The following is a 24,126-nucleotide window of genomic DNA, read 5'->3' as shown; positions in this document are numbered from 1 at the left end:
CAGTATCCAGAGTACCAGCGGACACGTGAAACCCGCTGGGAAGATGGGGGGACCATCCTCCAAGCCTAAATACTACTCAGTGACCGATAGTGGAGCAGTACCGTGAGGGAAAGGTGAAAAGTACCCCGGGAGGGGAGTGAAAAAGAACCTGAAACCTTGTGCCTACAAGCACCGAGAGTCCGTTAATGGATGATCGGGTACTTTTTGTAGAACGGTCCGGCGAGTTAATATTTGCAGCGAGGTTAAGGAACTGGAGTTCCGGAGCCGCAGCGAGAGCGAGTCTGAACAGGGCGTATGAAGTTGCAGGTATTAGACCCGAAACCGGGTGACCTATCCATGAGCAGGCTGAAGCGGTGGTAAGACACCGTGGAGGGCCGCACCCACGTCTGTTGAAAAAGCCGGGGATGACTTGTGGATAGCGGAGAAATTCCAATCGAACTCGGAGATAGCTGGTTCTCCCCGAAATAGCTTTAGGGCTAGCGTTATTTTAGATTACCGGAGGTAAAGCACTGAATGGTCTAGGGGCCGCGAGGTTACCAAAGCCTATCAAACTCTGAATGCCGGATAATTGATGAATAGCAGTCAGACTGTGTGAGATAAGTCTCATAGTCAAAAGGGAAACAGCCCAGATCTACAGCTAAGGTCCCAAATGAACACTAAGTGGAAAATGATGTGAAACTGCGAAGACAACCAGGATGTTGGCTTAGAAGCAGCCACTCATTCAAAGAGTGCGTAATAGCTCACTGGTCGAGTGGTTTTGCGCAGAAAATGTAACGGGGCTAAGTGTTCAACCGAAGCTTAGGCATTGTACTTTGTACATTGGGTAGGGGAGCGTCGTATGCGGGGCGAAGTCAGAGCGGAAGCACTGGTGGACTGCATACGAGTGAGAATGCCGGAATAAGTAGCGAGAATTATGTGAGAATCATAATGGCCGAAAATCTAAGGTTTCTTGGGGAAGGTTCGTCCGCCCAAGGTTAGTCGGGAGCTAAGCTCAGGCCGAAAGGCGTAGGCGATGCACATACGGTAGAAATTCCGTAACCACCGAACATTTAAGCTAGAGGGACGCTTTCTTTAAGGTTATCCCGGGCGATGGTTGCCCCGGGCGTAAGGGACCGAAATATAGTAGGGAAGTAACTGGCGAGAGAGACGAGAAAAGCTCTAGTGTATACTAAGGTGCCCGTACCGCAAACCGACACAGGTAGATGGGATGAGTATTCTAAGGCCAACGGGAGAAGGGTTGTTAAGGAACTCGGCAAATTGGCCCCGTAACTTCGGGATAAGGGGCGCCTGCGAGAGCAGGCCGCAGTGAAAAGGCCCAAGCGACTGTTTAGCAAAAACACAGCTCTCTGCTAAATCGAAAGATGACGTATAGGGGGTGACGCCTGCCCGGTGCTGGAAGGTTAAGGGGAGTGCTTAGCGCAAGCGAAGGTGCGAACTTAAGCCCCAGTAAACGGCGGCCGTAACTATAACGGTCCTAAGGTAGCGAAATTCCTTGTCAGGTAAGTTCTGACCCGCACGAATGGCGTAACGATTTGGGCACTGTCTCAACAGCCCGCCCGGCGAAATTGTAGTACCGGTGAAGATGCCGGTTTCCCGCAACTAGACGGAAAGACCCCATGGAGCTTCACTGTAGCTTGATATTGGATCTCGGTATTCCATGTACAGGATAGGTGGGAGGCTAGGAAGTAAGCGCGCCAGCGTTTATGGAGCCAACCTTGGGATACCACTCTTGGGATATTGGGATTCTAACCTGCGACCATGAATCTGGTCGGGGGACACTGTCAGGTGGGCAGTTTGACTGGGGCGGTCGCCTCCAAAAGAGTAACGGAGGCGCTCAAAGGTTCGTTCAGCACGGATGGAAATCGTGCACTGAGTGTAAACGCATAAACGAGCCTAACTGCGAGAATGACGGTTCGAGCAGTAACGAAAGTTGGAGTTAGTGATCCGGCGGTATGTGAATGGAAATGCCGTCGCTCAACGGATAAAAGCTACCCTGGGGATAACAGGCTGATCTCCCCCAAGAGTCCACATCGACGGGGAGGTTTGGCACCTCGATGTCGGCTCATCGCATCCTGGGGCTGAATTCGGTCCCAAGGGTTTGGCTGTTCGCCAATTAAAGCGGTACGCGAGCTGGGTTCAGAACGTCGTGAGACAGTTCGGTCCCTATCTGTTGCGGGCGCAGGAATATTGAGAGGAGCTGTCCTTAGTACGAGAGGACCGGGATGGACGTACCGCTGGTGCACCAGTTGTTCTGCCAAGGGCATAGCTGGGTAGCTAAGTACGGACGAGATAAACGCTGAAGGCATCTAAGCGTGAAACTCCCCTCGAGATAAGTGTTCCCATCCTTCGGGAGTAAGGCCCCTTGTAGACTACAAGGTTGATAGGTCAGGAGTGGAAGTGCAGTAATGTATGGAGCGGACTGATACTAATAGGCCGAGGGCTTGACCTTAAATGTTAGGTAACCTCGAAAGATAGCTTGCGAGTAGGATTGTTCAGTTTTGAGGGTGTAAAGAAATAAATTACACTTTCAGATTGTGAATGAGAAAGTAAAGCACACGAAGTGTGCAGGTAAAGTTTTCTTTGCATACTTTCTTGTACACAAGAAAGTATGCACCATTAGCTCAGTTGGTAGAGCAACTGACTCTTAATCAGTGGGTCCACGGTTCGAGCCCGTGATGGTGTACCACGAAACCCGAGTTTTCGTTAGAAAACTCGGGTTTTTGTTATGTTTTAATTTAATTTTACGCTTTTGTATCTCTTTTCCTTGTGTTTGTTAAAACTGTAATCCGGCTGCCGCATGACGATTGACAAACCGCACTCTCCGGGGTATGATAAGCACAAGGCAGGATAATTATTTACGGAATTGCATAGGGAGGGAATGTAATGCTGTTCAAAACAGAGCTTACCGAAGTCTCCACCATGGAGGAGATGGACAAAATCGTCAAGATACTCAGCGCGAAAGGCATAGACGCGACCACGAAAACGGTCGATCTGATGAGCGGTGGTTTACTGGAAAACCGGCGTTCGTCCGGCACGTTCGGCATGAATGCCGAGGTGAGATTCGTTTACAAGATCTACGTTAAACGCACGGAGCTGGAGCCTGCAAAGAGCGTTCTGGCGACAATCTGATTGCAAGAAGGGAATGAAGTAAAATTCATTCCCTTTTTCCATGCCTACTTTACCGATTCATCAAAATGTGATAAAATAGAAACCAAACAGAAAATTTAGTTTCTATTCCGAGCGGATTTTCCGCTTTGGGTTTGGTTTGATGGAGGCTGCACTATGATAAAGTTCCGAATGCCGCTGCTGGCGGTGCGTGATGTGGAGATTTCAAAGAAATTTTACCATGATCTGTTCGATCAGGAGGTTGTGCTGGATTTAGGCGGAAACGTGACGTTTTCCGGCGGCTTTTCCGTTCAGCAGGATTTTGACAGGCTGACCGGCGTGCCCAAATCCACGATCCTGCACCAGTCGCACAACATGGAGCTTTACTTTGAGGTGGACGACTTTGACGCGTTCACGGAAAAGCTGCGCGGACACCTGGACGTGGAACTGGTGCATCCGCCGATGACGCATGCGTGGCAACAGCGTGTGGTGCGCCTGTACGACCCGGACTGGCACATGATCGAGGTCGGTGAGTCCATGGAGCACATCGCACTTCGCTTGCTGGACGAGGGCCGTTCCGTGGAGGAAACCGCCGCTCTCATCCATCACCCGACTGATTTTGTGGAGCAATGCAGAAAGGGTTTGAAATAGATATGTTCGGTTATGAACCGGAATTCGTCGTGTGCGGCGATGCCCGGATTGCTTATTACGATGTCGGCCGAGGAAAGCCGCTCGTGCTGCTGCACGGCAACGGCGAGGACAGCTCGTACTGGAACGCCCAGATACCCGAGCTGACCCGCTTTTACCGCGTTATTGCGGTGGACAGCCGCGGGCACGGCGCCTCCGGGAGCGGCGGGCACGGCCTGTCGTTTGAAATGATGGCGGAGGATCTCAAAACCGTGCTGGACACGCTCGGCGTGAAGAAAGCGCACTTCCTCGGCTTTTCGGACGGCGGCAATCTGGCGATCAAATTCGCACTGACGTACCCGGAATATATAGATAAACTCATCCTCAACGCGGCTAATGTGGAGATGTTCAGCGGCGTTAAACCGCAGGTGCAGCTGCCCATTATGGCAGGCTACGGTGTTGCTGCGGCGCTGAGCCGTTTCAGCAAAAAGGCGGCGCGCCGAAGGGATGTGCTCGGACTGATGGTGCACCCGTATGGGGTGACGATGAACGATTTGGAGCGGCTGACCATGCCGACCCTCATCATCGTCGGTGAGCACGATGCAATACGCGAAAAGCAGACAAAGGAGATGGCCTCGCACATTCCCCACTGTGAAGTGGAGGTTTTCCGCGACGGCGACCACTTTGTTGCAGCAAAGCAGCCGTCCCGCTTCAACCGGACGGTTATAGAATTTTTACTTGGGAGATAATCAGCATGAAATTCATCAAAGCGGGAGAAATCGCAGACAGCAATATTTTCAACAAGCTCGACGAGCGCAAGAAGTCACTCCTCGAAGGCGGCATGGACGTCATCAATCTGTCCATCGGCACGCCGGATTTTCAGCCGGGAAAGCATGTGATGGAGGCCGTCAGCCGCGCTGCACTCGATCCGGAGATGTACAAGTATTCGCTGAATGAAACGCGCGAGCTGCTCGATGCCGTAGAAAACTGGTACAAGCGCCGCTATGACGTCACGCTTGCCGACGACGAGATCATGGCTGTGTGCGGCTCGCAGGAGGGCATTGCACACGTTGGCTTTGCCTTCGCCGGCCCGAACGACCTGATCCTTGCACCGGACCCGGGCTACCCGATCTTCTCGTTCGGCCCGATGATGACCGGCGCAACGGTCGGTCTGTACCCGCTGTACGCCGAGAAAAACTGGCAGCTGGACTTTAACGACATTCCGGAGGACGTGGCAGAGCGTGCAAAGGCGATCGTTGTTTCCTATCCGAACAACCCGACCACCGCCGTTGCCGACCGTAAGTTCTACGAAAAGCTGGTACTCTGGGCGCGTGAGCACAACATCATCGTTCTGCACGACAACGCGTATTCCGACATTATGCTGAACGGGGAAAAGGGTCTGTCCTTCCTGTCCATTCCGGGTGCGAAGGAGGTCGGCATTGAGTTCAACTCGCTGTCCAAGACCTACAACCTGACCGGCATGCGCGTGTCCTTCGCACTCGGCAACCGCGAGGTTATCAGCCGTTTCCGCGCGTTCCGCTCGCAGATCGACTACGGCATGTTCTACCCGATCATGGCGGGTGCGGCTGCCGCGCTCAACGGTCCGCAGGATGTGGTAGAGAGCAACCGCACCGGCTACATGGCACGCCGCGACGCGCTGTGCGGCGGTCTGCGCTCGATCGGCTGGAACGTGCCGGATGCACAGGGCACCATGTTCGTCTGGGCGAAGATTCCGGAGCGCTTTGTGTCCTCGGTGGACTTCGCCATTGAGCTGATGGAAAAGACCGGCGTTATCGTGGTTCCGGGCAGCGCTTTCGGTGCGCAGGGCGAGGGCTACGTCCGCATGGCGCTTGTCGTTCCGCCCGAGCGCATGGCAGAGGCGGTTCGTCGCATTGACGAGAGCGGTATTGTAAAGGAGTGAGTTTCTATTATGCAGATCGACCATATTGCACTGTACACGCGTGATTTAGAGCGTCTGTGTGAATTTTACACCAAATATTTTGACGGTACGGCGGGCAAGCTGTACCAGAACGAGGAGACCGGCACGCAGGCGTGCTTTGTGTCCTTTGCCGACGGCGCACGGCTTGAAATCGTGACCCGTCCGCAGTTTGAGGACGCCGAGCATTCGCGTCTGTGGACCGGCTGGGCGCATACGTCGTTCAAGGCGGGCACCCGAGAGAACGTGGACGCGCTGACCGAGCAGATGCGCTCGGAGGGCTATGAGATCACGGATGGCCCTGTCGTCGGCAAGGATGGCTGCTACGGCAGTTTTGTGCTCGACCCGGACGGCAATACCGTCCGCATCGTAGCGTGAAGGAGAACGCAAATGAAGCTGATTTCATGGAATGTAAACGGCCTGCGTGCGTGCATGGGCAAGGGTTTCCTTGATTTCGTCGCCGCCGAGCAGCCGGATATGCTGTGCCTGCAGGAGACCAAAATGCAGCCGGGACAGGCTGATGTGCCGCTCGAGGGCGGCTACCGCGAATACTGGAACTCGGCAGAGAAGAAGGGGTACTCCGGCGTGGCGCTGTTTACCAAAACCGAGCCGCAGAGCGTCGTTTACGGTCTCGGCATTGAGGAGCACGACCACGAGGGTCGTGTCATCACCGCCGACTACGGCGAATTCTACCTCGTTACCGTGTATACGCCCAACTCGCAGAATGAGCTGAAGCGTCTGGATTACCGCATGACGTGGGAGGACGCCTTCCGCGAGTATCTGTGCCGACTGGATAAGGAGAAGCCGGTCATCGTGTGCGGCGATATGAATGTCGCGCATCAGGAAATTGACCTCAAGAACCCCAAGACCAACCGCAAGAACGCAGGCTTCACCGACGAGGAGCGCGGCAAGATGACCGAATTGCTCGCCGCAGGCTTTACGGATACGTTCCGCCATTTTTACCCCACGCTCGAGGGCGTGTATTCGTGGTGGAGCTACCGTTTCCACGCCAGAGAGAAGAACGCAGGCTGGCGTATCGACTATTTCCTCGTGTCCAATCGCTTTGCCCAGCGGGTCAAGGACGCGCGCATCCTGACCGACGTGTTCGGTTCGGATCATTGTCCGGTGCTGATCGAAATTGAATAAGGACGAGTATGCCTTTCTGCCGGAGGCGTTTTTCGACGGCGTGCAGGAGCGGGAGGACGAGGAGGTGCTCGACCCGTACTTTCGGCCGGATGCCGTACCCGAGGACGAAGAACCCGAGCCGGATATGAGCTGGCTGCCGGAAACGCCGACCGAGCCGTGTCCGTGCTGCGGCGCAGAGATCCCCGAGAATCCTTCGTGGGGTTATATCTGCCCGATGTGCGGATGGGAGATTGATTACGATGTCGAAGGTGAGCCGAATAAGCCGAGCGACCAGAATCATGGGCTGTCGCTCACCGAGGCCCGGTGGAATTTTCATTCGTTCGGTACGGTCGCACCGTGGAGGATAATTGAGAATGGATAATGGAGAATGAACTCGATGGGAGCGCGTTCTCCATTTTTTCATTCAGAAATAAATTCACTTTCCGTCAGATCAGTCAAATCAGAATCAGTCAATCATTTTCAATTCTCAATTTTGTTCTGCTTTGCTGTTCTCTACTATAATATCTACTCTTTTCTTTTCTTCTCTGCTCTGGTCTGCTCTACTGTACTGTTCTCTGCTCTTCTGTACTCTTCTCTGCTCTGTGTACTTTCTCGCCAAGAAATGCCCATTTCTCGCCAAGAAATAGCGATTTCTCGCCAAAAAATCCGGAATACTGGAAGAACACACCAGATTCCGCCAATTACTAACTTCTAATTCCTGATTACTAATTAAGGAAACCTCCTCACTCCTAACTCCTGCCTGACTGCATAATCTATCCGTCCGGCACATAGCCTGTCATAAAGGGGTGAACAGAAGTGAAGAAGATAATCTGTGCCGCTTTACTCAGCGGTATGCTTACGGTGCAGGCGGCGGCGCTGCCCGAAATGGGCGCGCTCTACGCGAAATCGGCGGCACTGTATGCGGCAAACGGGCAGGAGCTTTACGTCTACAACGCCGACGAGCAGCTGCAGCCTGCGTCGGTGACAAAGATCATGACCATGCTGCTGGCGATGGAGGCGCTCGAGCGCGGCGAGGTGACACTGGACACCATGATAACCGGCAGTGAGTACGCCTGCTCGATGGGCGGCACGCAGATCTGGCTGGAGCCGGGCGAGCAGCTGACACTGGATGAAATGCTCAAGGCGATTGCGGTCGGTTCAGCGAATGACTGTGCGGTTGCGGTAGCGGAGCATCTGGCGGGCACAGAGGCCGCCTTTGTCGAACGGATGAACACGCGCGCACGCGAACTCGGCTGCACGAACACAACGTTCATCAACGCCAACGGACTGGACGGCGAAGGTCAAAAGACGCTGACCTCGGCACGCGATCTTGCGCTTATTTCCTGCGAGCTGCTGCGCCACCCGAAAATACTGGAGTACACCGGCATCTGGATGGACACCGTGCGCGGCGGCAAATTCGGTCTGGCGAACACGAACAAGATGCTCAAAAGCTATCAGGGTCTGACCGGTCTCAAAACCGGCTACATCCGCGAGGCCGGCTTCTGCATTTCTGCAAGTGCCGAGCGGGACGGACTGAGCCTTGTGGCGGTCGTGATGGCGGCGCCCACCAAGGAGAACCGCACAGCGGATGCGACCGCGCTGCTCAACTACGGCTTTGCCAACTTCACGGCGTACACGCCTGCGGCGGAGGACTTGGAACCCATTCCGGTGACGCTCGGCACCGCGGAGACCGTGCAGCCGGTGCTCGAGGGCAGCGACACGGTCGTCATCGAAAAGACGAGAGCAGAGGATATGCAGACCACATTCGACCTGCCGGAGACACTTGCCGCGCCGATACAGGCCGGTCAGCAGTTGGGCGAAATGACGGTATCCGCCGGCGGAGAGACGGTTTTAACCGTTCCGATCATCGCCCAAGCCGGTGTGGACGCGCTCGGACTGTCCGGGCTGCTTATTTCCTTTGTGCGCGGCCTTGCAGGAAATGTTGTAAAAGATGCAAAATAACGTCAAAATTCGGCGTTTTCCGAACAAAATTGGAAAGGGTGAGAAATTTACCATACAAAATGACGGAAAGTTTGCAATTCGGACTTGTGATTTTGGCTAAACTATGGTACACTAATAGCAACCTCAAAGGTTGGGAGGATAAAAACTATGGTAAAACTTATTATTGGCGGTACCGGTTCCGGTAAGACCAAGGAGCTTATTGATCAGGTCAACGCTGCAGTAAAAGAAGAAAAGGGCAGTGTCGTTTGCATTTCCCGCGGCAACAAGCTGACTTTCGATATCTCGCATGACGCACGTCTGATCGACGCAGCGGATTATCCGGTTAGCGACATCGCAAGCCTGCTCGGCTTTGTCGGCGGTCTGCATGCCGGCAACTACGATATCACCCGTGTCTTCATCGACGGTCTGTACAAGATCATCGGCGGCAAGGACGCAGCCAAGGCTGAGGAGTTCCTCGTCGCTCTGGACGCATTCTCTTCCAAGCACAGCGTAAACTTCACCGTTTCGCTCAGCGAGGAGCCGGAGTCTGCTACCGAAGACATGAAGCGTTTCCTGTAATCCTTAAACGGAAATACATATCGCAAGCACAAAAAAGCAACGATGAAAGTCGTTGCTTTTTTCTTTTGCCCGCAGTCGTGCTGGTAAGAAAAAACAATGGGGAATGCTGCGTCTTTTTCCCTTTGTGATAAAAAAGACAATCTGGCATTTTGTATATACTTAATAAGAATAATTTATGCAGAATGTATGATACGACACAAAGTCACAAAAAATATTTAGCTTTTCTGAGCAAAAGTATTTTACTTTTTGGGCAAGTTGTTTATAATAAGTAATATAGCGTGCCGAGAGAGCACGCTGCATTTTGTACAATGTTGCTATGGCGTTCATGAAGGGGGAATGCGATTGCAAAGAGGGAAAGAAGGCTTTAGTGTGCTGCGCTACCTGATCTATTTTTCTCAGGTAGGCTTCACAGTGATCACACCGCCGGTGCTTTGCTGCTTCGGGGCGATATGGCTCCGCAACCGGTTCGGTTGGGGCAACGGTGCGGTGATTATCGGAATCCTGCTCGGTATCGCGGTTGCAGCCTGCAGCCTGCGTGACTTTCTGCGATTTACCGAGCGCAAAGCCAGAGAAAGCGCAGAGAAAGAAAAGGAGCTGTGACGGAAATGCACATCGTTTATGAGGAAACGAAGCGCATGCTGCGCGGCATGCTCCCGCTGGCGCTGGTGACCTTCGGTGTGTTCGCTCTTTGCGGACAGGGCATCGCTCGGTCCGGCGCAAGCGTTCTGCTCGGTACGGCGTTCGCGCTGCTGCTGTTCTACATGATCGGCAGGAGTACGGTAAGGGCAACCGCCTTTCCGCCGGCACAGGGCATTCGCATTACGCGGCGCGGCTATGTAGTTCGCTACATGCTCACGGCGGTGTTCGTGATCGCAGCGATCAAGCTGCCGTATCTGAACGCAGCTGCAGCGGTCATTCCGCTGTTTTTCACCAAGGCGCTGCTCCTCTGGCGCCACGCAGTTCAGCGGAAAGGAGGTTAAACGGTTGAACGTCGAAATAAACGGTCCTAAAATACTGGGTTATTTGTTCGGCAATACCAATCTGCCGATCACGGAGACCATGAGAAACTCATGGATCATCATGGCGTTTATCCTGTTCCTGTGTATCTTTTTAACACACCGCATGCAGAAGATCCCCAAAGGCAAGCAGGCACTGGCCGAAAAGGCGGTGCTGATGATCGACGGTCTGGTCGAGAGCACGATGGGAGAAGGCTGTCAGGCTTTCTCGCCGTACATTATGACGCTGATGATGAGCTCGCTGTTCGGTTCACTGGCCAGCCTGTTCTGGATGCGCTCTACCACGGCAGACCTGAACACCACGCTCGGCTGGGCGCTCATCACGTTCGTGCTGATCACGTTCAATAAGATCAAGTACGGCGGCATCAAGGGCTACCTCAAAGGTTTCCTCGAGCCGATCTTCGTCATGGCGCCGCTCAACGTGCTCAGCGAGATCGCAACGCCGGTCTCCATGTCGTTCCGTCACTTCGGCAACATGGCAGGCGGCCTTGTCATCACTACGCTGATCATGGGCGCACTCAAGGTGCTGTCTAATGCGGTATTGGGTTTCCTGCCCGATAATATCGCGCTGCTGCAGATCGGTCTGCCCGGTGTGCTGTCGCTGTATTTTGACTGCTTCACGGCCTGCATGCAGGCGTTCATCTTCAGTATGCTCACCATGGCTTATGTGGGTGACGCACGCAACAGCTGACGTGAAGAAAAAACAAATTCCAATTTCGTTATCTGAATTAGGAGGAAGAAAAGTATGGATCCCAAAGCATTCGTAGCAGGTATGTCCGCTCTTGGTGCAGGTATGGCAATGATCGCCGGCCTTGGCCCTGGTATCGGCGAGGGTTATGCCGCCGGTCAGGCGTGCTCCGCAATCGGCCGTCAGCCGGAGGCGCAGGGCGATATCACCCGTACCATGATCCTTGGTATCGCAATGGCAGAGTCCACCGGTATTTACGCGCTGGTTATCGCGCTGATCCTGCTGTTTGCCAATCCGTTTGTTAGTCAGTTTTAAGGGAAGCGTCAATATCCCAACTGGGTTTGCCAGTTGAAATATTGCCTCTTCATAGACCGCGCGTATTGAGCGGTCTATGATTGAAAAGACGAAACGGATTCTTCCGTTTGGGAAGGAGGTAAACCAGTGACAGCAGCATTATATGAAGCGTTCGTCAGCATCGGCTGGTGGGAGATCCTTGTGACGATGTGCAACACGCTCATCACGTTCCTGATCATCAAGAAGTTTCTGTACAAGCCGGTGCGCAAGATGCTCGCTGCTCGCAGCGAGGAGGTACAGTCCATGTACGCCACCGCCGAGAAGGCGCAGAGCGAGGCCGAGCAGATGCGCAGCGAATATACCGAGCGTCTGTCCAAGGCGAAGGAGGAGGCTGCCGAGATCGTCGGCTCCGCTACCCGCCGTGCGGCAGAGCGCAGCGATGAGATCCTGCGCGAGTCCTCGCAGCAGGCATCCGCTATGGTCAAGAAGGCCGAGCGCGTCATCGAGCAGGAGCGCATCAAGGCACACAAGGAACTCAAGGATGAGGTTGCGGATCTGTCCGTGATGATCGCCTCCAAGATCGTGGAGCGCGATGTAAAGCCGGAGGATCACGAACGCTTTATCGAAGACTTTATTGACAAGGTGGGGTGAGCAAACATGGCGGATATGGTAAGCGAGCGCTACGCACTGAGCCTTTACGAGGTCGCGCAGGACGAGAAGCAGGAAAAGCTGTATCTCGATCAGCTGACCGAGGTGTGTGCGGCGTTTGACAGCGAACCGGATTTCCTCAAAATGCTCACAACGCCCTCTATCGCGGCGGAGGACAAACGGAATGTCCTGAAAGCCGTGTTCGAGGGACGTATCGAGCCTTTTCTGCTCAATTTCCTGATGCTTGTAACGGATAAGGGCCGCATCGGTCTCATCCACGAGATGTGTCAGGCATATAAGGAGCAGTATTATTTTGAAAACGGCATCGTAGAGGTGCTGGCGGTCACGGCGGTGCCGATGAGTGCGGCGCTGACCGACAAGCTGCGCGGCAAGATGGAACAGGTTACGGGCAAAAAGGTAGAGCTGAAATGCTCGGTCGATCCGAGCATCATGGGCGGCATCGTTGTGAAAGTCAACAACGAGCAGTTCGATACCAGTCTGCGCACCCGTCTGGAAGAGCTTGCAGCACGGTTGACCGGTACACAGGAAAGCAGGTGATTTTTATGGAATTGCGCTCCGAAGAGATCAGCAGCATTATCAAGGAGCAGATCACGCATTATCAGAGCCAGATCAAGCTGACCGACGTAGGTACTGTCGTTACCGTCGGTGACGGTATCGCGCATATCCATGGCCTTGAAAACTGCATGGCAGGCGAGCTGCTCGAATTCCCGGGCGGCGTGCAGGGCATGGCGCAGAACCTGGAGGAAGAGCTGGTCGGCGCGGTTATCCTCGGCTCGGATCAGAACATCCGCGAGGGTGACACGGTAAAGCGCACCAAGCGAATCGTAGAGGTCCCGGTCGGTGAAGCAATGCTGGGCCGCGTTGTTGACGCACTCGGCAAGCCGATCGACGGCAAGGGCGCTATCGAAACCAAGGAGAGCCGTCCGATCGAAATGCCCGCACCGGGCATCATCGAGCGTGCACCCGTTAATGTGCCGCTCCAGACCGGTATCAAGGCGATCGACTCCATGATCCCGATCGGCCGCGGTCAGCGTGAGCTGATCATCGGTGATCGTCAGACCGGCAAGACCGCGATCTGTCTGGACACCATCATCAATCAGAAGGGCACCGGCGTTATTTGTATCTATGTAGCCATCGGTCAGAAGCGTTCGACCGTTGCACAGGTTGCAGAGACGCTCGCTGCCAACGGCGCGATGGATTATACCTGCATCGTAGCCGCAACCGCATCCGAGTCTGCACCGCTGCAGTACATTGCACCGTACGCGGGCTGCTCGATCGGTGAATTCTTCATGCACAAGGGCAAGGACGTTCTGGTCATTTACGACGATCTGTCCAAGCACGCGGTAGCTTACCGTGCACTTTCCCTTCTGCTTCACCGTCCGCCAGGACGTGAGGCGTACCCCGGCGACGTATTCTATCTGCACTCCCGTCTGCTCGAGCGTGCAGCGAACATCCAGAACGGCGGCAGCCTGACCGCACTCCCGATCATCGAGACGCAGGCAGGCGACGTTTCGGCGTATATCCCGACCAACGTAATTTCCATTACCGACGGTCAGATCTTCCTCGAGACCGAGCTGTTCAACTCCGGTATCCGTCCGGCAGTAAACCCGGGTATTTCGGTATCCCGCGTCGGCGGCAACGCGCAGATCAAGGCGATGAAGAAGGTTGCCGGTACGCTCAAGCTGGCGTACTCGCAGTTCCGTGAGCTGCAGGCGTTCTCGCAGTTCGGCTCCGACCTTGATGCGGACACCAAGAAGCGTCTGGAACAGGGCGCACGCATCGTAGAGGTGCTCAAGCAGCCGCAGAACAGCCCGATCCCGGTCGAAAAGCAGGTTATCATCATCTATGCCGTTGTTTCGGGCGCACTGCTCGATATTCCGGCAAACCAGATCGGCGAGTTCGAGAAGGAGCTGTTCTCCTTCGTGGACAGCGTTTACGGCGACATTCCGGAGTCCATCCGCACCACCGGCAAGCTGGAGGACGATGTGAAGGAAAAGCTGACAAAGGCAATCGAGGAATGCAAGAGTAAGTTCCTTTCCGAGCACTAATGTGAAAGGGAGGGACTGAAAATGGCTTCCGGAAATATGAAGGACATCAAGCGCCGTATCAAATCGGTGCAGTCCACCATGCAGATCACCAAGGCGATGGAGCTGGTTGCGTCCTCCAAGATGCGCCGCGCAAAGGAGCGTGCTCTCGGGGCCCGTCCGTACTTTAACGCGCTGTATCAGACCATCACCCGCCTTGCGGGCGCGACCCGCGGCAGCGAGTCGGTGTACACCAAGCCGCGTGAGGTCAAGAACAGCCTGTACATCGTCATCGCGGGCGACCGCGGACTGGCAGGCGGCTACAACGCCAACCTGTTCAAGCTGGCCGCTGCCGAGATGCAGGGCAAGCAGGCACAGGTTATCACCATCGGCAAAAAGGCGCAGGAGCATTACGCAAAGCGTCCGGTAACGGTGGCGGCGGACTATCCCGGCATTGCCGAGACCATGCGCATCAGTGATACGCATCCCATCGTGGAGGACATGCTGAAGCTGTTCCGCGAGGGCAGGGTGGACGAGGTTTTCCTGTGCTACACGGAGTTTATCTCCCCTCTGCAGCAGGAGCCGAAGTGCCTCAAGCTGCTGCCTGCGCACTTTGATGCGGCGGACGAGCAGCCGGCAGGCGCCCATGTTCTGACCGAATACGATCCCTCGCCGGAGAGCGTGTTTGATGCAGTCATTCCGGAGTATCTGTACGGCGTGTTGTACGGCGCGGTAGTCGAAAGCTACTGCTCCGAGCAGTCCGCGCGCCGCATGGCAATGGAGGCTGCGTCCGATAACGCGGGCGAGATGATCGAAAATCTGAATCTGTCCTACAACCGTGCGCGTCAGGCAGCGATCACACAGGAAATTACGGAGATCGTGGCCGGCTCGGGCGAGGTAGGAGCTTAATCGAGAGTGGAGATAGAAGAGTGGAGAGTGGAGAACACTTTCATCTCTTCACTCGGAACTCTGCACTCTTCACTCTTTTCACAAAAGGGAGTTTTGCCAATGAGTGAGCAGAATATTGGCACCGTTGTCCAGATCACCGGACCGGTGCTTGACATTAAATTTGCCGCTGACGCGCTTCCGAAGCTGCTGAATGCTATTACGATCGACAACCACGGTCAGATCATCACGGTCGAGGTTGCGCAGCACATCGGTCAGGATACCGTGCGCTGCATCGCAATGGAATCCACCGACGGCTTGGTGCGCGGCATGAAGGCAGTCGATACCGGCAGCCCGATCACGGTGCCGGTAGGCGACAAGAACCTCGGACGTATCTTCAACCTGCTCGGTCAGCCGGTGGACAACAAGCCGGCGGTCGAGGGCGAGGAGCGCTGGCCGATCCATCGTCCGGCGCCGTCCTACGAGGAGCAGCAGTCCACGACCGAGATCCTTGAGACCGGCATCAAGGTCGTTGACCTGATCGCGCCGTTCGCCAAGGGCGGCAAGATCGGTCTGTTCGGCGGCGCAGGCGTCGGCAAGACCGTTATCATCATGGAGCTGATCAACAACATCGCAAAGCAGCACGGCGGTATTTCGGTATTCACCGGTGTCGGCGAGCGTACCCGTGAGGGCAACGACCTGTACAACGAGATGCAGGAATCCGGCGTTATCAACAAGACCGCGCTGGTTTACGGCCAGATGAACGAGCCGCCCGGAGCGCGTATGCGCGTTGCACTTTCCGGTCTGACTATGGCGGAGTATTTCCGCGATGTCGAGGGTCAGGATGTGCTGTTGTTCATCGACAACATCTTCCGCTTCACGCAGGCCGGTTCGGAGGTTTCCGCGTTGCTCGGCCGTATGCCGTCTGCCGTAGGCTATCAGCCGACGCTGGCAACCGAGATGGGCGCGCTGCAGGAGCGAATCACCTCGACGAAGAAGGGCTCGATCACGTCCGTACAGGCTGTTTATGTGCCTGCCGATGACCTGACCGACCCGGCTCCGGCTACCACGTTCTCGCATCTGGATGCAAAGGTCGTTCTGTCGCGTGATATCGCATCCATGGGTATTTACCCGGCGGTTGATCCGCTGGATTCGTCCTCGCGTATCCTGTCGGCGGACGTTGTCGGCAAGGAGCATTACGAGGTTGCCCGTGCGGTGCAGTCCATTCTGCAGAAGTACAAGGATCTGCAGGATATCATCGCCATCCTCGGCATGGATGAGCTGTCCGACGAGGACAAGCTGACCGTTGCCCGTGCCCGTAAGATCCAGAACTTCCTCTCGCAGCCGTTCCATGTTGCAGAGCAGTTCACCGGTATGGCGGGCAAGTATGTGCCGGTCGCTGAGACCATCCGCGGCTTCAAGGAGATTCTTGAGGGCAAGCATGACGATCTGCCTGAGTCGGCGTTCCTGTTTGCCGGCACGATCGACGAGGTAGTGGAGAAGGCTAAGAAGGGGGCATAATATGGCTACCTTTCATCTCAAGGTGCTCACGGTCGATAAGCAGTTTTTCGACGGTGAGGTGGACCGTATCGTGGTTCGCACCTCACAGGGCGATGTCGGCATCCTGCCGAACCATGTGCCGTATGTTGCGGCGCTCGGCACCGGCGGCCTGACCATTATCCGGAACGGCGAACGCCGTGTAGCGGCGGTTTCGGGTGGTTTTGTGGATGTTTCGGCAGAGCAGACGGTCGTGCTGGCGCGTACCTGCGAGTGGGCCGACGAAATCGACGTTGCCCGTGCCCGTGAGGCCGCAGACCGTGCGAAAGCGATTCTGCAGAAAAAGACCGGCGACCGTGAAATGGATATCGCACAGGGCAAGCTGAAAAAGGCGGTAAACCGTATTCGCATCGCGGAGAGCAAATGATACAATTTCCGGCAGAGGAATTGTATCAGCATTACTGAATAATTCGGCATATTGACCGAATATAAATCCCTCGATTTGATTGAATCGGGGGATTTTTTGTGCTATAATAGCCGCTGGAAGACAAAGAAAAGTTCTCTGTCGAAGTGAAATGGGGGAATTTCCATGAAACGAGCGCATGGGCAGATGTCGGAATCGCTGCTGCTGGGCGCACTGCTGGCTATGGCCGGCGGTTTTTTTGATGCATATACCTATCTCTGCCGCGGCAAGGTGTTCGCCAACGCGCAGACCGGCAATATTGTCCTGTTTGGCGCGAATATTGCCGAGGGCAACTGGCTGCGTGCGGCCGAGTATCTCTTACCGATTCTGGCGTTCGCACTGGGCGTTGTGGCGGCGGAGATTGTCAAGCGGCGGTACAAAAAACGCCAGAGCGACATCAACATTCACTGGAGACAGATTGTCGTGCTGGTCGAGATCGTGCTGCTGACCGCAGCGGCTTTTATGCCGCAGACGCTGAATACCACGGTCAACATTATGATCTCATTCATCTGCGCGATGCAGGTCGAGTCGTTCCGCAAGGTGCGCGGCAGCGCATTTGCAACCACGATGTGTACAGGCAACCTGCGTTCGGGCACAGAGCAGCTTGTGATCTGGGCACAGACCGGCGACCGGAATGCGATTCGCAAAACGCGCAACTATTACGCAATCATTCTGTTTTTCATCCTCGGCGGTGCGATTGGCGCACTGACGACCGCGAGAATTGGCGAAAAAGCGCTGCTGCTGACCTGTATCCCGCTGAGTCTGGTCTTTGCAGTCATGTTTGTCGAGGAAGAACATACGCTCGAGGCGGAGGAGACCGCCGGAAAGGAACGGTAAACCATGTCGATCAAACTGATCGCCGCGGATATGGACGGCACGCTGCTGTCCAGCCGTAAGCAGCTGCCCAAGGGCTTTTTTCCGCTGGTGCGCACGCTGAAAAAGATAGGCGTACGCTTCGCACCTGCATCCGGACGGCAGTATTACAACCTGTACGAGCAGTTCGGCGAGATCGCGGACGAGCTGATGTACATCAGCGAAAACGGCGGCATGGTGTGCGACGGACGCAAAATCGTGTCGTTCGAGGCCATGCCGCAGCAGCTGGTGTGCGCGGCTGTGGAGCTGGCGCGCGGTCTGCCGAATGTGCACGCAATCGCGTCCATGCGGGACGGCGCGGCCTACGAGGACGACGATCCGGTGTTCGTGGAGAACATGGCGATGTACTACGCGCGGCGCAAAAAGGTGCCTGATCTGCTTGAAGCCGTGCAGCAGGAGCCGGTGTGCAAGGTGGCGCTTTTCTGCAAAAATGCGGCGGAAACCAACGTGCTGCCGTACTATCGGCAGATGTTCGACGATAAGCTGCAGGTAGCGCTCTCCGGCGCGGACTGGGTGGATTTGATGCGTCTGGGGCTGAGCAAGGGCGTGGCCGTAGGCGTTATGTGCGATAATCTGCACATCACACCCGCGCAGTGCATGGCGTTCGGCGATTATCTGAACGATGTGGAGCTTCTGCGCTCGGTGGGCGAGTCCTACGCGATGGCGAATGCACATGAGCGGCTCAAGAAGGTCGCAAAGCATGTTTGTCCATCCAATGATGAGGACGGCGTGTGCCGCACGATTCGCAGCGTATTGGCGGTGGAATAAAAGGCGAAACCCGGGAATCGAAGGATTCCCGGGTTTCTTTTGAATTAGGTTGTATTTGTATTCTGTTTGGAGACTTGAATATAAATAAGAGAGAATAAATTGAATGTGGAATAAGAATGCGGTTTCGAGAACGATTATTCGAGGGTCAGCTTTTTGTCGGTCAGGAAGGATTCCTTGCAGCGGAAGGCGATCTTGGTGGACTGGGTGCCGTCGATAACGCCCGGAGTTGCCTTGCGGCCGGTTGCTACGCAGTCGCAGAATTCCTCGATCTCAGTGATGTATGCATCGTGCCAACGGGTGATGAAGTCCTGATAGCACTCGCGGCATACGCCGTGCTGGCTCATAACCTCTACGAGAGAGTCGGTCGGAACGGAAGCGATACGCAGGGTGCCGCGGGTACCAACGATTTCGGTCTCAACATGAGAGCCGTGAGCTGCTGCACGACCGGCGAAGAAGAATGCCATAGCGTCGTTTTCCATCTTCATCAGGCCGGAAACGTTATCGCCGTCGTCCCAGTCCTTGTACTGCTTGAACTCGTAGCAGCCGCCGGTAGCCCACAGCTCCTTGACCTCGGAGCCGGTCAGCCAGCGAATCAGGTCGAAGTCGTGAATGGACATATCGATGAACTGACCGCCGGAGCGCGGAGCGTACTCCAGGGTGCCCTCGATGATGGAGATCGGGTCCTGCGAGTAGCAGCGAACCAGAATAACATCACCGATGTCGCCGTTCTCCATCTTCTTCTTGGCTACCTGATAGGAGTGGTCATAGCGGCGCATGAAGCCCAGCATAAAGGTCAGCTCCGGGTGAGCGGCGATGATGGCCTCGGCCTCCTTGCACTTCTCAACCGTGTCAGCCAGCGGCTTCTCGCAGAAAACGTGCTTGCCTGCGTCCATCGCAATCTTGATCATCTCAACGTGAGAAGCGGTGTTGGTGATGATGGCAACGGCCTCGACGTTCGGGTCAGCGCACAGATCCTTCGGGTCGTTGTAAACGGCGGTTACGCCCAGTTCTTCAGCGACCTGCTTTGCGCGGTCGAAGTTTGCGTCTGCAATAGCTACCAACTCCGAACCCGGAACGCGGTTTGCAATGTTGCAGGCATGCTCATAACCCAGACGGCCTACACCGATGATACCGATCTTCAGTTTTTTCATAGTAATACTCTCCTTTGCGATCTTTTCCTGCTCTTTTTATTAAGGCAACACCGCACAATTAAAGCTGCGGCGCTTTGCGGAAATTTTGTGCCCTGACTTTGTTGCGATTTCACGGTAATACGTCAAGTATTACCGCAAAACCGCGCCTCGTCAGTACGCAAAATTTACTCGCAAATCGCTCTTGTCCAATTATGCGGTATTGCCTTGAAAATAATGGGTTAACTTACAGTCCGGTGTGCTCCTTGACGTAGGCGCGGGCCATGCGGGCGTACTCGAGCGGATTTGCGATAGCCGGATCCTGCTCAGCCTCTACGACCAGCCAGCCCTCGTAGTTGTACTCGTCGAGCAGCTTGAATACGGTCGGGAAGTCTACGCAGCCTTCCGGGTCGCCGGGAACGGTGAACACGCCTTCCGGAATCGAACGGAGGAAGCTCTTGTTCTCGGCGTAGCACTTGTCCATTGCAGGCTTGCGGACATTTTTGAGATGGACATGACCGATGCGGTCGTGGTGCTTCTTGAGAATTTCGATCGGGTCCTCGCCGGAGAAGGTGAGATGACCGGTATCGTAAATCATGCTGACGTACTTCGGGTCGGTCATAGCGAGCATACGGTCGATTTCGTCGGTCTTCTGCACGGTAGTCGTCATGTGATGATGGTATACGATCTTCATGCCGCTGTCATAAGCGATCTTGCCGAGGTGATCCAGACCCTTGGTCAGTACCTCCCACTCATCGTCGTTCAGCACCTTCTTGTTGGAAAGCGGAGTGTTCCACTGATGCTGAATGGAGAACGACTGATCAGACGTGTTGATAATCGTAGCACCGATCGACTTCAGGAAGTTCATGTGGTCAACAAATGCACGCTCGTTCTGCCACATCGGCAGTTCATTTAAGTAGGTGCTGATCCAGCCGGTGATGGCGGAAATACCGCGGCGGCCAAACTCCTTATTCAGAATCGCCGGATCACGCGGGAACTGGCAGCCGATCTCGGTGCCAACATAACCGGTCAGAGCGATTTCACTGATCGTCTGCAGGAAGCTGTTTTCAGCACCCATCTCCGGCATGTCGTCCTCGGTCCATGCAATAGGAGCGATACCGATTTTAACCTTTTTGGGATCTAACATAATGCTTCGTCCTTTCATTCTTGTTGTATCTCACAACTGAGCTGTGAGATTCTTTCTTCTCTTTGTGCTTATAGTTTAGCAGATATGACGAACGGTTTCTTTTAGATTCTTGGCTTGATTCAAAAAACGGAAACTTTTTTTCGGACACCCGAAAATCCCATAATATATAATATATTAGAGGTAAAAGCGGCGGTAAAAATGCACAGTATTTTTTCGGAGCGGGTTTGAGGCTGTGCGCTTGTTTTTATAAATCCTGCTTTTTGCCGGTCGGAGACCGGCGAATCGGCAGGTTTGCGAAAGCTGAAAAACCGCAGAGAAACATACGGAAGATTCTCGGTCGGATATGCTATACAATAAATAAGCGAGAACAAAAAACAAGAATCTGCAAATAGCAAGAATCTATAATTATTCTCAGCCCGACCGCAAAAAAGCACGATATACGGCGGTCTGCAAAAGCAAATATGTGCTAGCGCACAACGGATCCGTGTGCTATACTTTTATAAGAGTAAAATCACCGTCAGAGAAAGAGAGGAGCTGCAAAAAACTATGCCGAAGGCAAGCCTGAACGTACAGTGCTTTGTAGAGAAGGAAGTTAAATCAATTTTTGAGGGGGAGAATCAGCCGAAGCTGCTTTACGTCAGTGAAATCCGACCGGATGCCAGCGCGCATCCGCGTGTCATGCATGCGCATGAGGATTTTGTCGAGCTGATTCTTATTTGCAGCGGTTCAAGTGAATACCTGATTCACGATAAAAAAGTCATCATCAAGCCGGGTGATCTGCTCGTATACAACGCAGGCGTGGTGCACGACGAGGTTTCCGGTCCGGATATGGAGGTCGGCAGCTACTGCATTGCCGTCGGCGGGCTGCATATACCCGGTCTGCGCGAAAACGCACTCATTCCGGATGATGCGGGCTATGTATTCCCGACCGGCAAGTATTTCGCTGATCTGCACTGCCTGTTTGAAATGATGTTCCGCACCCTGTCGGCAGGCGAGCCGAATGCTGAGTTGTTCTGCAGTTCGCTGATGCACGCGCTGCTGATGTCGGTGCTGACGGTCACCGCCGGTTCTCACGCGGAGTCGGAAAAGCCGCTGGAGGAGCCGCACATTCTCGGCAGACGAATTAAGGAATATATTGACAAGCATTATATGGAGCCGATCACGCTGCAGAGCATGGGTGAGGCGCTGCACATCAGTCCGTATTACTTATCGCATGTTTTCAAGCAGATGAGCGGGTATTCGCCCGTGCAGTATCTGCTGCGCCGCCGCATTGGTGAAGCACAGACGCTGCTGATCACGACCGACCTGTCCATCACGCGTATCGCAGAGATGGTGGGATATGACACGCAGAGCTATTTCAATCTGCAGTTTACCAAAAACGTCGGCATGCCGCCGAATAAGTTCCGGCAGAATTATATTGTGTCCACCGGCATCGAGGAGAAGCCTAAGCGCAAACGCAAGTAAAAAATCCCTGCACAGAGTGAGAATTCTGTGCAGGGATTTTTTTAATGAGGAAAACTGCGGAAAAAGAAGCATTCTCGTGGACAGAGCAGGCGGTTTGCTGCGGGAGTTTTTGTACGCATATTCCGTCCGAAATCCGCATAGAATTTCGTGAAATGGGGTCATGCTGTGCGGGTCAGAAAAGGAACGATTTTATACGCGGCAGGTGTGCTCGCGTGCGGAAATGTGCTGCTGCAGGTGCTCGGATTTGTCTATCGCGTGGTGCTCAGCCGCTTTGCGGGTGCGGAAGGTCTGGGCGTGTATCGGCTGGTCAATTCGGTGTATTTAGTATTGAATGCAGGCTGTCTGTCCGGCGTGACAACGGCGTGTTCGCGGCTGAGCGCGGCGTGCGAAGCAAGAGGGGAGAGTCATCGCTTAGGCGCGGTTTTGCGGTTGGCGTTCCGGGCCTTTTTTGCGCTGAGTGCGGCCTGTACAGCGGTGGTGCTGCTGTGCGGCGGCAGTATCGCGGCAAACCTGCTCGGTGACGGACGCTGTGCGCGCGCGTTTCCGTACATGCTGCTGTGTCTCGCACTAACCGGCGTGGAAAATATTTTTAAATCGCTGTTTATCGGACTGGAAAGGGTGCAGTACACGGCCTGCTCCGAGGTCGGTGAGCAGCTTATCCGCATATTCGCGGTCAGCTTTCTGCTGTACGAATATGGCAGCGGCGACTATGGCAGAATTGCCATGCTCATCTTCGCGGGCATGGTGTGCAGCGAGATTTTCAGCGCGCTTTTCCTCACACGGCTGTTCCGACGAAATATGCGGTATATTCGCTTCACAAGACCGGATAAGGAACTTTACGGTCAGTTTTTCGGCATTGCCGCGCCATTATCGGCCTCGGCGCTGATCGGGAATATGCTTGGCTCGGCAGGATCCGTTTTGCTGCCGCAAAGGCTGATGGCGGCCGGTCTGGACTATGAGCAGGCGCTGTCCGCGCTCGGCGTGATCTCGGGCATGGCCATGCCGCTGCTGCTGTTTCCGGTCGCGTTCGTCAGCTCGGTCTGCACGGCGCTGCTGCCCGCCGTCACGGCAGCGCAGGCGGTCGGTGAGCAGGCACGCGTGCGTGTTTTGACCGGCCGTGCCGTTACGACTGTGGGTCTCATCGGCATGCCGGCAACTGCTGTTCTCGTGCCGCTGGCACCGCAGCTGAGCGAGATGTTTTTCCGCCAGCCGCTCACCGGCGGCTACGCCGCGCTGCTCGGCGCGGCAGCCGTGGCGGCCTACTACCAGATGGCGACCGGCAGCCTGCTCAATGCACTCGGTCTGCAAAGGTGGAACGTGGCAACCGCCATCTCTGCGGAGCTGTGCCAGCTTGCGTTGCTGTACCGCTGGTGCGCAAGACCAACGCTCGGCATTTACGGCTACCTGCTTGCCATGTTTTTGACCGGAGCGAGCGCCGCTGCGGTCAACCTTGCCATCCTGCACCGGCGGACAGCGTTCCGCCTGAAACCCTTCCGGCGGTTCGGCGTGCCGCTGCTCTGCGGCGCTGCGGTTTTTCTGTGGACTCGCTTTTTCGCGCAGACGTTCGCCTGCCGGTTTGATAACACCGTGACCGCCCTCACGGCAGCACTCGTGTCGGCTATCATACTGTATTTGCTCGTGCTGAGGCTGCTCGGCATCCGTCTCGGGCGGTATCTGGCACATCGCATGGAAAATCCGGCAGTCCTTCCGGTATTCTTGTGGTAGGAAAATAGAGAAATGCTATCAGTGTGAAGGCGGAAAAGTGTCAGATATGTATGAGGCCGGCGCCTGCAAAATGCAGGAGCCGGCTTTTTGTTGCAGGAATTAAAAATGAAAACAGAGCGCTTCACAGCAGTGAAACGCTCTGTTTTTGTATGAGTATCATCGGATTTGCGTGC

General features: G+C 54.9%; 25 protein-coding genes, 1 tRNA gene and 1 rRNA gene. 25 read left to right on the top strand and 2 right to left on the bottom strand.

What is annotated here, in order from left to right:
- From DW088_RS03900 to DW088_RS03790, 23 genes are all read left to right on the top strand, one after another.
- A 23S ribosomal RNA gene (locus DW088_RS03900) occupies positions 1-2,449 on the top strand; the annotation flags it as partial.
- Positions 2,450-2,610: 161 nt separating this feature from the next.
- Positions 2,611-2,686 (top strand) — tRNA-Lys (locus tag DW088_RS03895).
- 197 nt (positions 2,687-2,883) lie between these two features.
- The gene (locus DW088_RS03890) at positions 2,884-3,129 is read left to right on the top strand and encodes a hypothetical protein (RefSeq protein ID WP_118359632.1); all 246 of its coding nucleotides are present in this window, start codon (positions 2,884-2,886) and stop codon (positions 3,127-3,129) included.
- Positions 3,130-3,285: 156 nt separating this feature from the next.
- Positions 3,286-3,756 carry a VOC family protein gene (locus DW088_RS03885; RefSeq protein ID WP_118359680.1) on the top strand — a complete coding sequence of 157 codons (471 nt, stop codon included), beginning with the start codon at positions 3,286-3,288 and terminating at the stop codon, positions 3,754-3,756.
- Between the two features lie 2 nt (positions 3,757-3,758).
- Entirely contained in the window at positions 3,759-4,481 is a 723-nt protein-coding gene (locus tag DW088_RS03880; protein WP_158574602.1) for an alpha/beta fold hydrolase, read from the top strand.
- Between the two features lie 5 nt (positions 4,482-4,486).
- A complete protein-coding gene (locus DW088_RS03875) occupies positions 4,487-5,653 on the top strand; it encodes an aminotransferase class I/II-fold pyridoxal phosphate-dependent enzyme (protein ID WP_118359628.1) in 1,167 nt (388 codons plus the stop codon).
- A 9-nt stretch (positions 5,654-5,662) separates the two neighbouring features.
- On the top strand, positions 5,663-6,046 hold the full coding sequence (locus DW088_RS03870; protein WP_110436655.1) for a VOC family protein: 384 nt from the start codon (positions 5,663-5,665) through the stop codon (positions 6,044-6,046).
- A gap of 12 nt (positions 6,047-6,058) precedes the next feature.
- Positions 6,059-6,814 carry an exodeoxyribonuclease III gene (locus tag DW088_RS03865; RefSeq protein WP_118359626.1) on the top strand — a complete coding sequence of 252 codons (756 nt, stop codon included), beginning with the start codon at positions 6,059-6,061 and terminating at the stop codon, positions 6,812-6,814.
- Positions 6,807-7,175, top strand: coding sequence for a CPCC family cysteine-rich protein (locus tag DW088_RS03860; RefSeq protein WP_118359624.1), 369 nt, complete (start codon positions 6,807-6,809; stop codon positions 7,173-7,175). The genes DW088_RS03865 and DW088_RS03860 overlap by 8 nt, the downstream gene beginning before the upstream one ends.
- Positions 7,176-7,609: 434 nt before the next feature.
- On the top strand, positions 7,610-8,755 hold the full coding sequence (locus DW088_RS03855) for a D-alanyl-D-alanine carboxypeptidase family protein (protein WP_147356544.1): 1,146 nt from the start codon (positions 7,610-7,612) through the stop codon (positions 8,753-8,755).
- Between the two features lie 147 nt (positions 8,756-8,902).
- The gene (locus DW088_RS03850; protein ID WP_118359620.1) at positions 8,903-9,313 is read left to right on the top strand and encodes a hypothetical protein; all 411 of its coding nucleotides are present in this window, start codon (positions 8,903-8,905) and stop codon (positions 9,311-9,313) included.
- A gap of 342 nt (positions 9,314-9,655) precedes the next feature.
- Positions 9,656-9,913 (top strand): AtpZ/AtpI family protein, encoded by a 258-nt coding sequence (locus DW088_RS03845; protein ID WP_147356543.1) that lies wholly within the window; start codon positions 9,656-9,658, stop codon positions 9,911-9,913.
- Between the two features lie 5 nt (positions 9,914-9,918).
- A complete protein-coding gene (locus DW088_RS03840; protein WP_110436662.1) occupies positions 9,919-10,293 on the top strand; it encodes an ATP synthase subunit I in 375 nt (124 codons plus the stop codon).
- Between the two features lie 4 nt (positions 10,294-10,297).
- Positions 10,298-11,020, top strand: a complete 723-nt coding sequence (locus DW088_RS03835) for a F0F1 ATP synthase subunit A (RefSeq protein ID WP_242988059.1) — start codon at positions 10,298-10,300, stop codon at positions 11,018-11,020.
- A 54-nt stretch (positions 11,021-11,074) separates the two neighbouring features.
- On the top strand, positions 11,075-11,332 hold the full coding sequence (atpE, locus tag DW088_RS03830) for an ATP synthase F0 subunit C (RefSeq protein WP_117490611.1): 258 nt from the start codon (positions 11,075-11,077) through the stop codon (positions 11,330-11,332).
- A 126-nt stretch (positions 11,333-11,458) separates the two neighbouring features.
- A complete protein-coding gene (atpF, locus tag DW088_RS03825) occupies positions 11,459-11,962 on the top strand; it encodes a F0F1 ATP synthase subunit B (RefSeq protein ID WP_118359616.1) in 504 nt (167 codons plus the stop codon).
- A 6-nt stretch (positions 11,963-11,968) separates the two neighbouring features.
- Positions 11,969-12,517 carry an ATP synthase F1 subunit delta gene (gene atpH / locus DW088_RS03820; protein WP_118359614.1) on the top strand — a complete coding sequence of 183 codons (549 nt, stop codon included), beginning with the start codon at positions 11,969-11,971 and terminating at the stop codon, positions 12,515-12,517.
- Between the two features lie 5 nt (positions 12,518-12,522).
- Positions 12,523-14,028: a F0F1 ATP synthase subunit alpha gene (gene atpA / locus DW088_RS03815; RefSeq protein ID WP_118359612.1), complete on the top strand. Its 1,506-nt coding sequence runs from the start codon at positions 12,523-12,525 to the stop codon at positions 14,026-14,028.
- A 21-nt stretch (positions 14,029-14,049) separates the two neighbouring features.
- The gene (gene atpG / locus DW088_RS03810; protein ID WP_118359610.1) at positions 14,050-14,913 is read left to right on the top strand and encodes an ATP synthase F1 subunit gamma; all 864 of its coding nucleotides are present in this window, start codon (positions 14,050-14,052) and stop codon (positions 14,911-14,913) included.
- Between the two features lie 99 nt (positions 14,914-15,012).
- A complete protein-coding gene (atpD, locus tag DW088_RS03805; protein ID WP_117750882.1) occupies positions 15,013-16,410 on the top strand; it encodes a F0F1 ATP synthase subunit beta in 1,398 nt (465 codons plus the stop codon).
- A gap of 1 nt (position 16,411) precedes the next feature.
- Positions 16,412-16,813 carry an ATP synthase F1 subunit epsilon gene (gene atpC, locus DW088_RS03800; protein WP_118359608.1) on the top strand — a complete coding sequence of 134 codons (402 nt, stop codon included), beginning with the start codon at positions 16,412-16,414 and terminating at the stop codon, positions 16,811-16,813.
- Between the two features lie 162 nt (positions 16,814-16,975).
- Positions 16,976-17,686, top strand: coding sequence for a YoaK family protein (locus DW088_RS03795; RefSeq protein ID WP_118359606.1), 711 nt, complete (start codon positions 16,976-16,978; stop codon positions 17,684-17,686).
- A 3-nt stretch (positions 17,687-17,689) separates the two neighbouring features.
- Positions 17,690-18,490, top strand: a complete 801-nt coding sequence (locus DW088_RS03790) for a Cof-type HAD-IIB family hydrolase (RefSeq protein ID WP_118359604.1) — start codon at positions 17,690-17,692, stop codon at positions 18,488-18,490.
- 134 nt (positions 18,491-18,624) lie between these two features.
- On the opposite strand, the gene DW088_RS03785 is transcribed toward DW088_RS03790, so the two are convergent.
- Both DW088_RS03785 and iolE read right to left on the bottom strand, forming a co-directional pair.
- Positions 18,625-19,641, bottom strand: a complete 1,017-nt coding sequence (locus tag DW088_RS03785) for a Gfo/Idh/MocA family oxidoreductase (RefSeq protein ID WP_116705252.1) — start codon at positions 19,639-19,641, stop codon at positions 18,625-18,627.
- Positions 19,642-19,864: 223 nt separating this feature from the next.
- On the bottom strand, positions 19,865-20,764 hold the full coding sequence (gene iolE / locus DW088_RS03780; protein WP_110436673.1) for a myo-inosose-2 dehydratase: 900 nt from the start codon (positions 20,762-20,764) through the stop codon (positions 19,865-19,867).
- A 546-nt stretch (positions 20,765-21,310) separates the two neighbouring features.
- Between iolE and DW088_RS03775 the strand changes: the two genes are divergently transcribed.
- Both DW088_RS03775 and DW088_RS03770 read left to right on the top strand, forming a co-directional pair.
- Positions 21,311-22,228 (top strand): helix-turn-helix transcriptional regulator, encoded by a 918-nt coding sequence (locus tag DW088_RS03775; RefSeq protein ID WP_118359603.1) that lies wholly within the window; start codon positions 21,311-21,313, stop codon positions 22,226-22,228.
- 165 nt (positions 22,229-22,393) lie between these two features.
- Positions 22,394-23,953 (top strand): oligosaccharide flippase family protein, encoded by a 1,560-nt coding sequence (locus DW088_RS03770; RefSeq protein WP_158574601.1) that lies wholly within the window; start codon positions 22,394-22,396, stop codon positions 23,951-23,953.
- Positions 23,954-24,126: the final 173 nt, after the last annotated feature.

Origin of the sequence: Butyricicoccus sp. AM05-1 (assembly GCF_003474415.1) — a bacterium.
GTDB classification, from domain to species: Bacteria; Bacillota; Clostridia; order Oscillospirales; family Butyricicoccaceae; genus Agathobaculum; species Agathobaculum butyriciproducens.
This window is presented reverse-complemented; position numbering and strand designations above follow the sequence as displayed.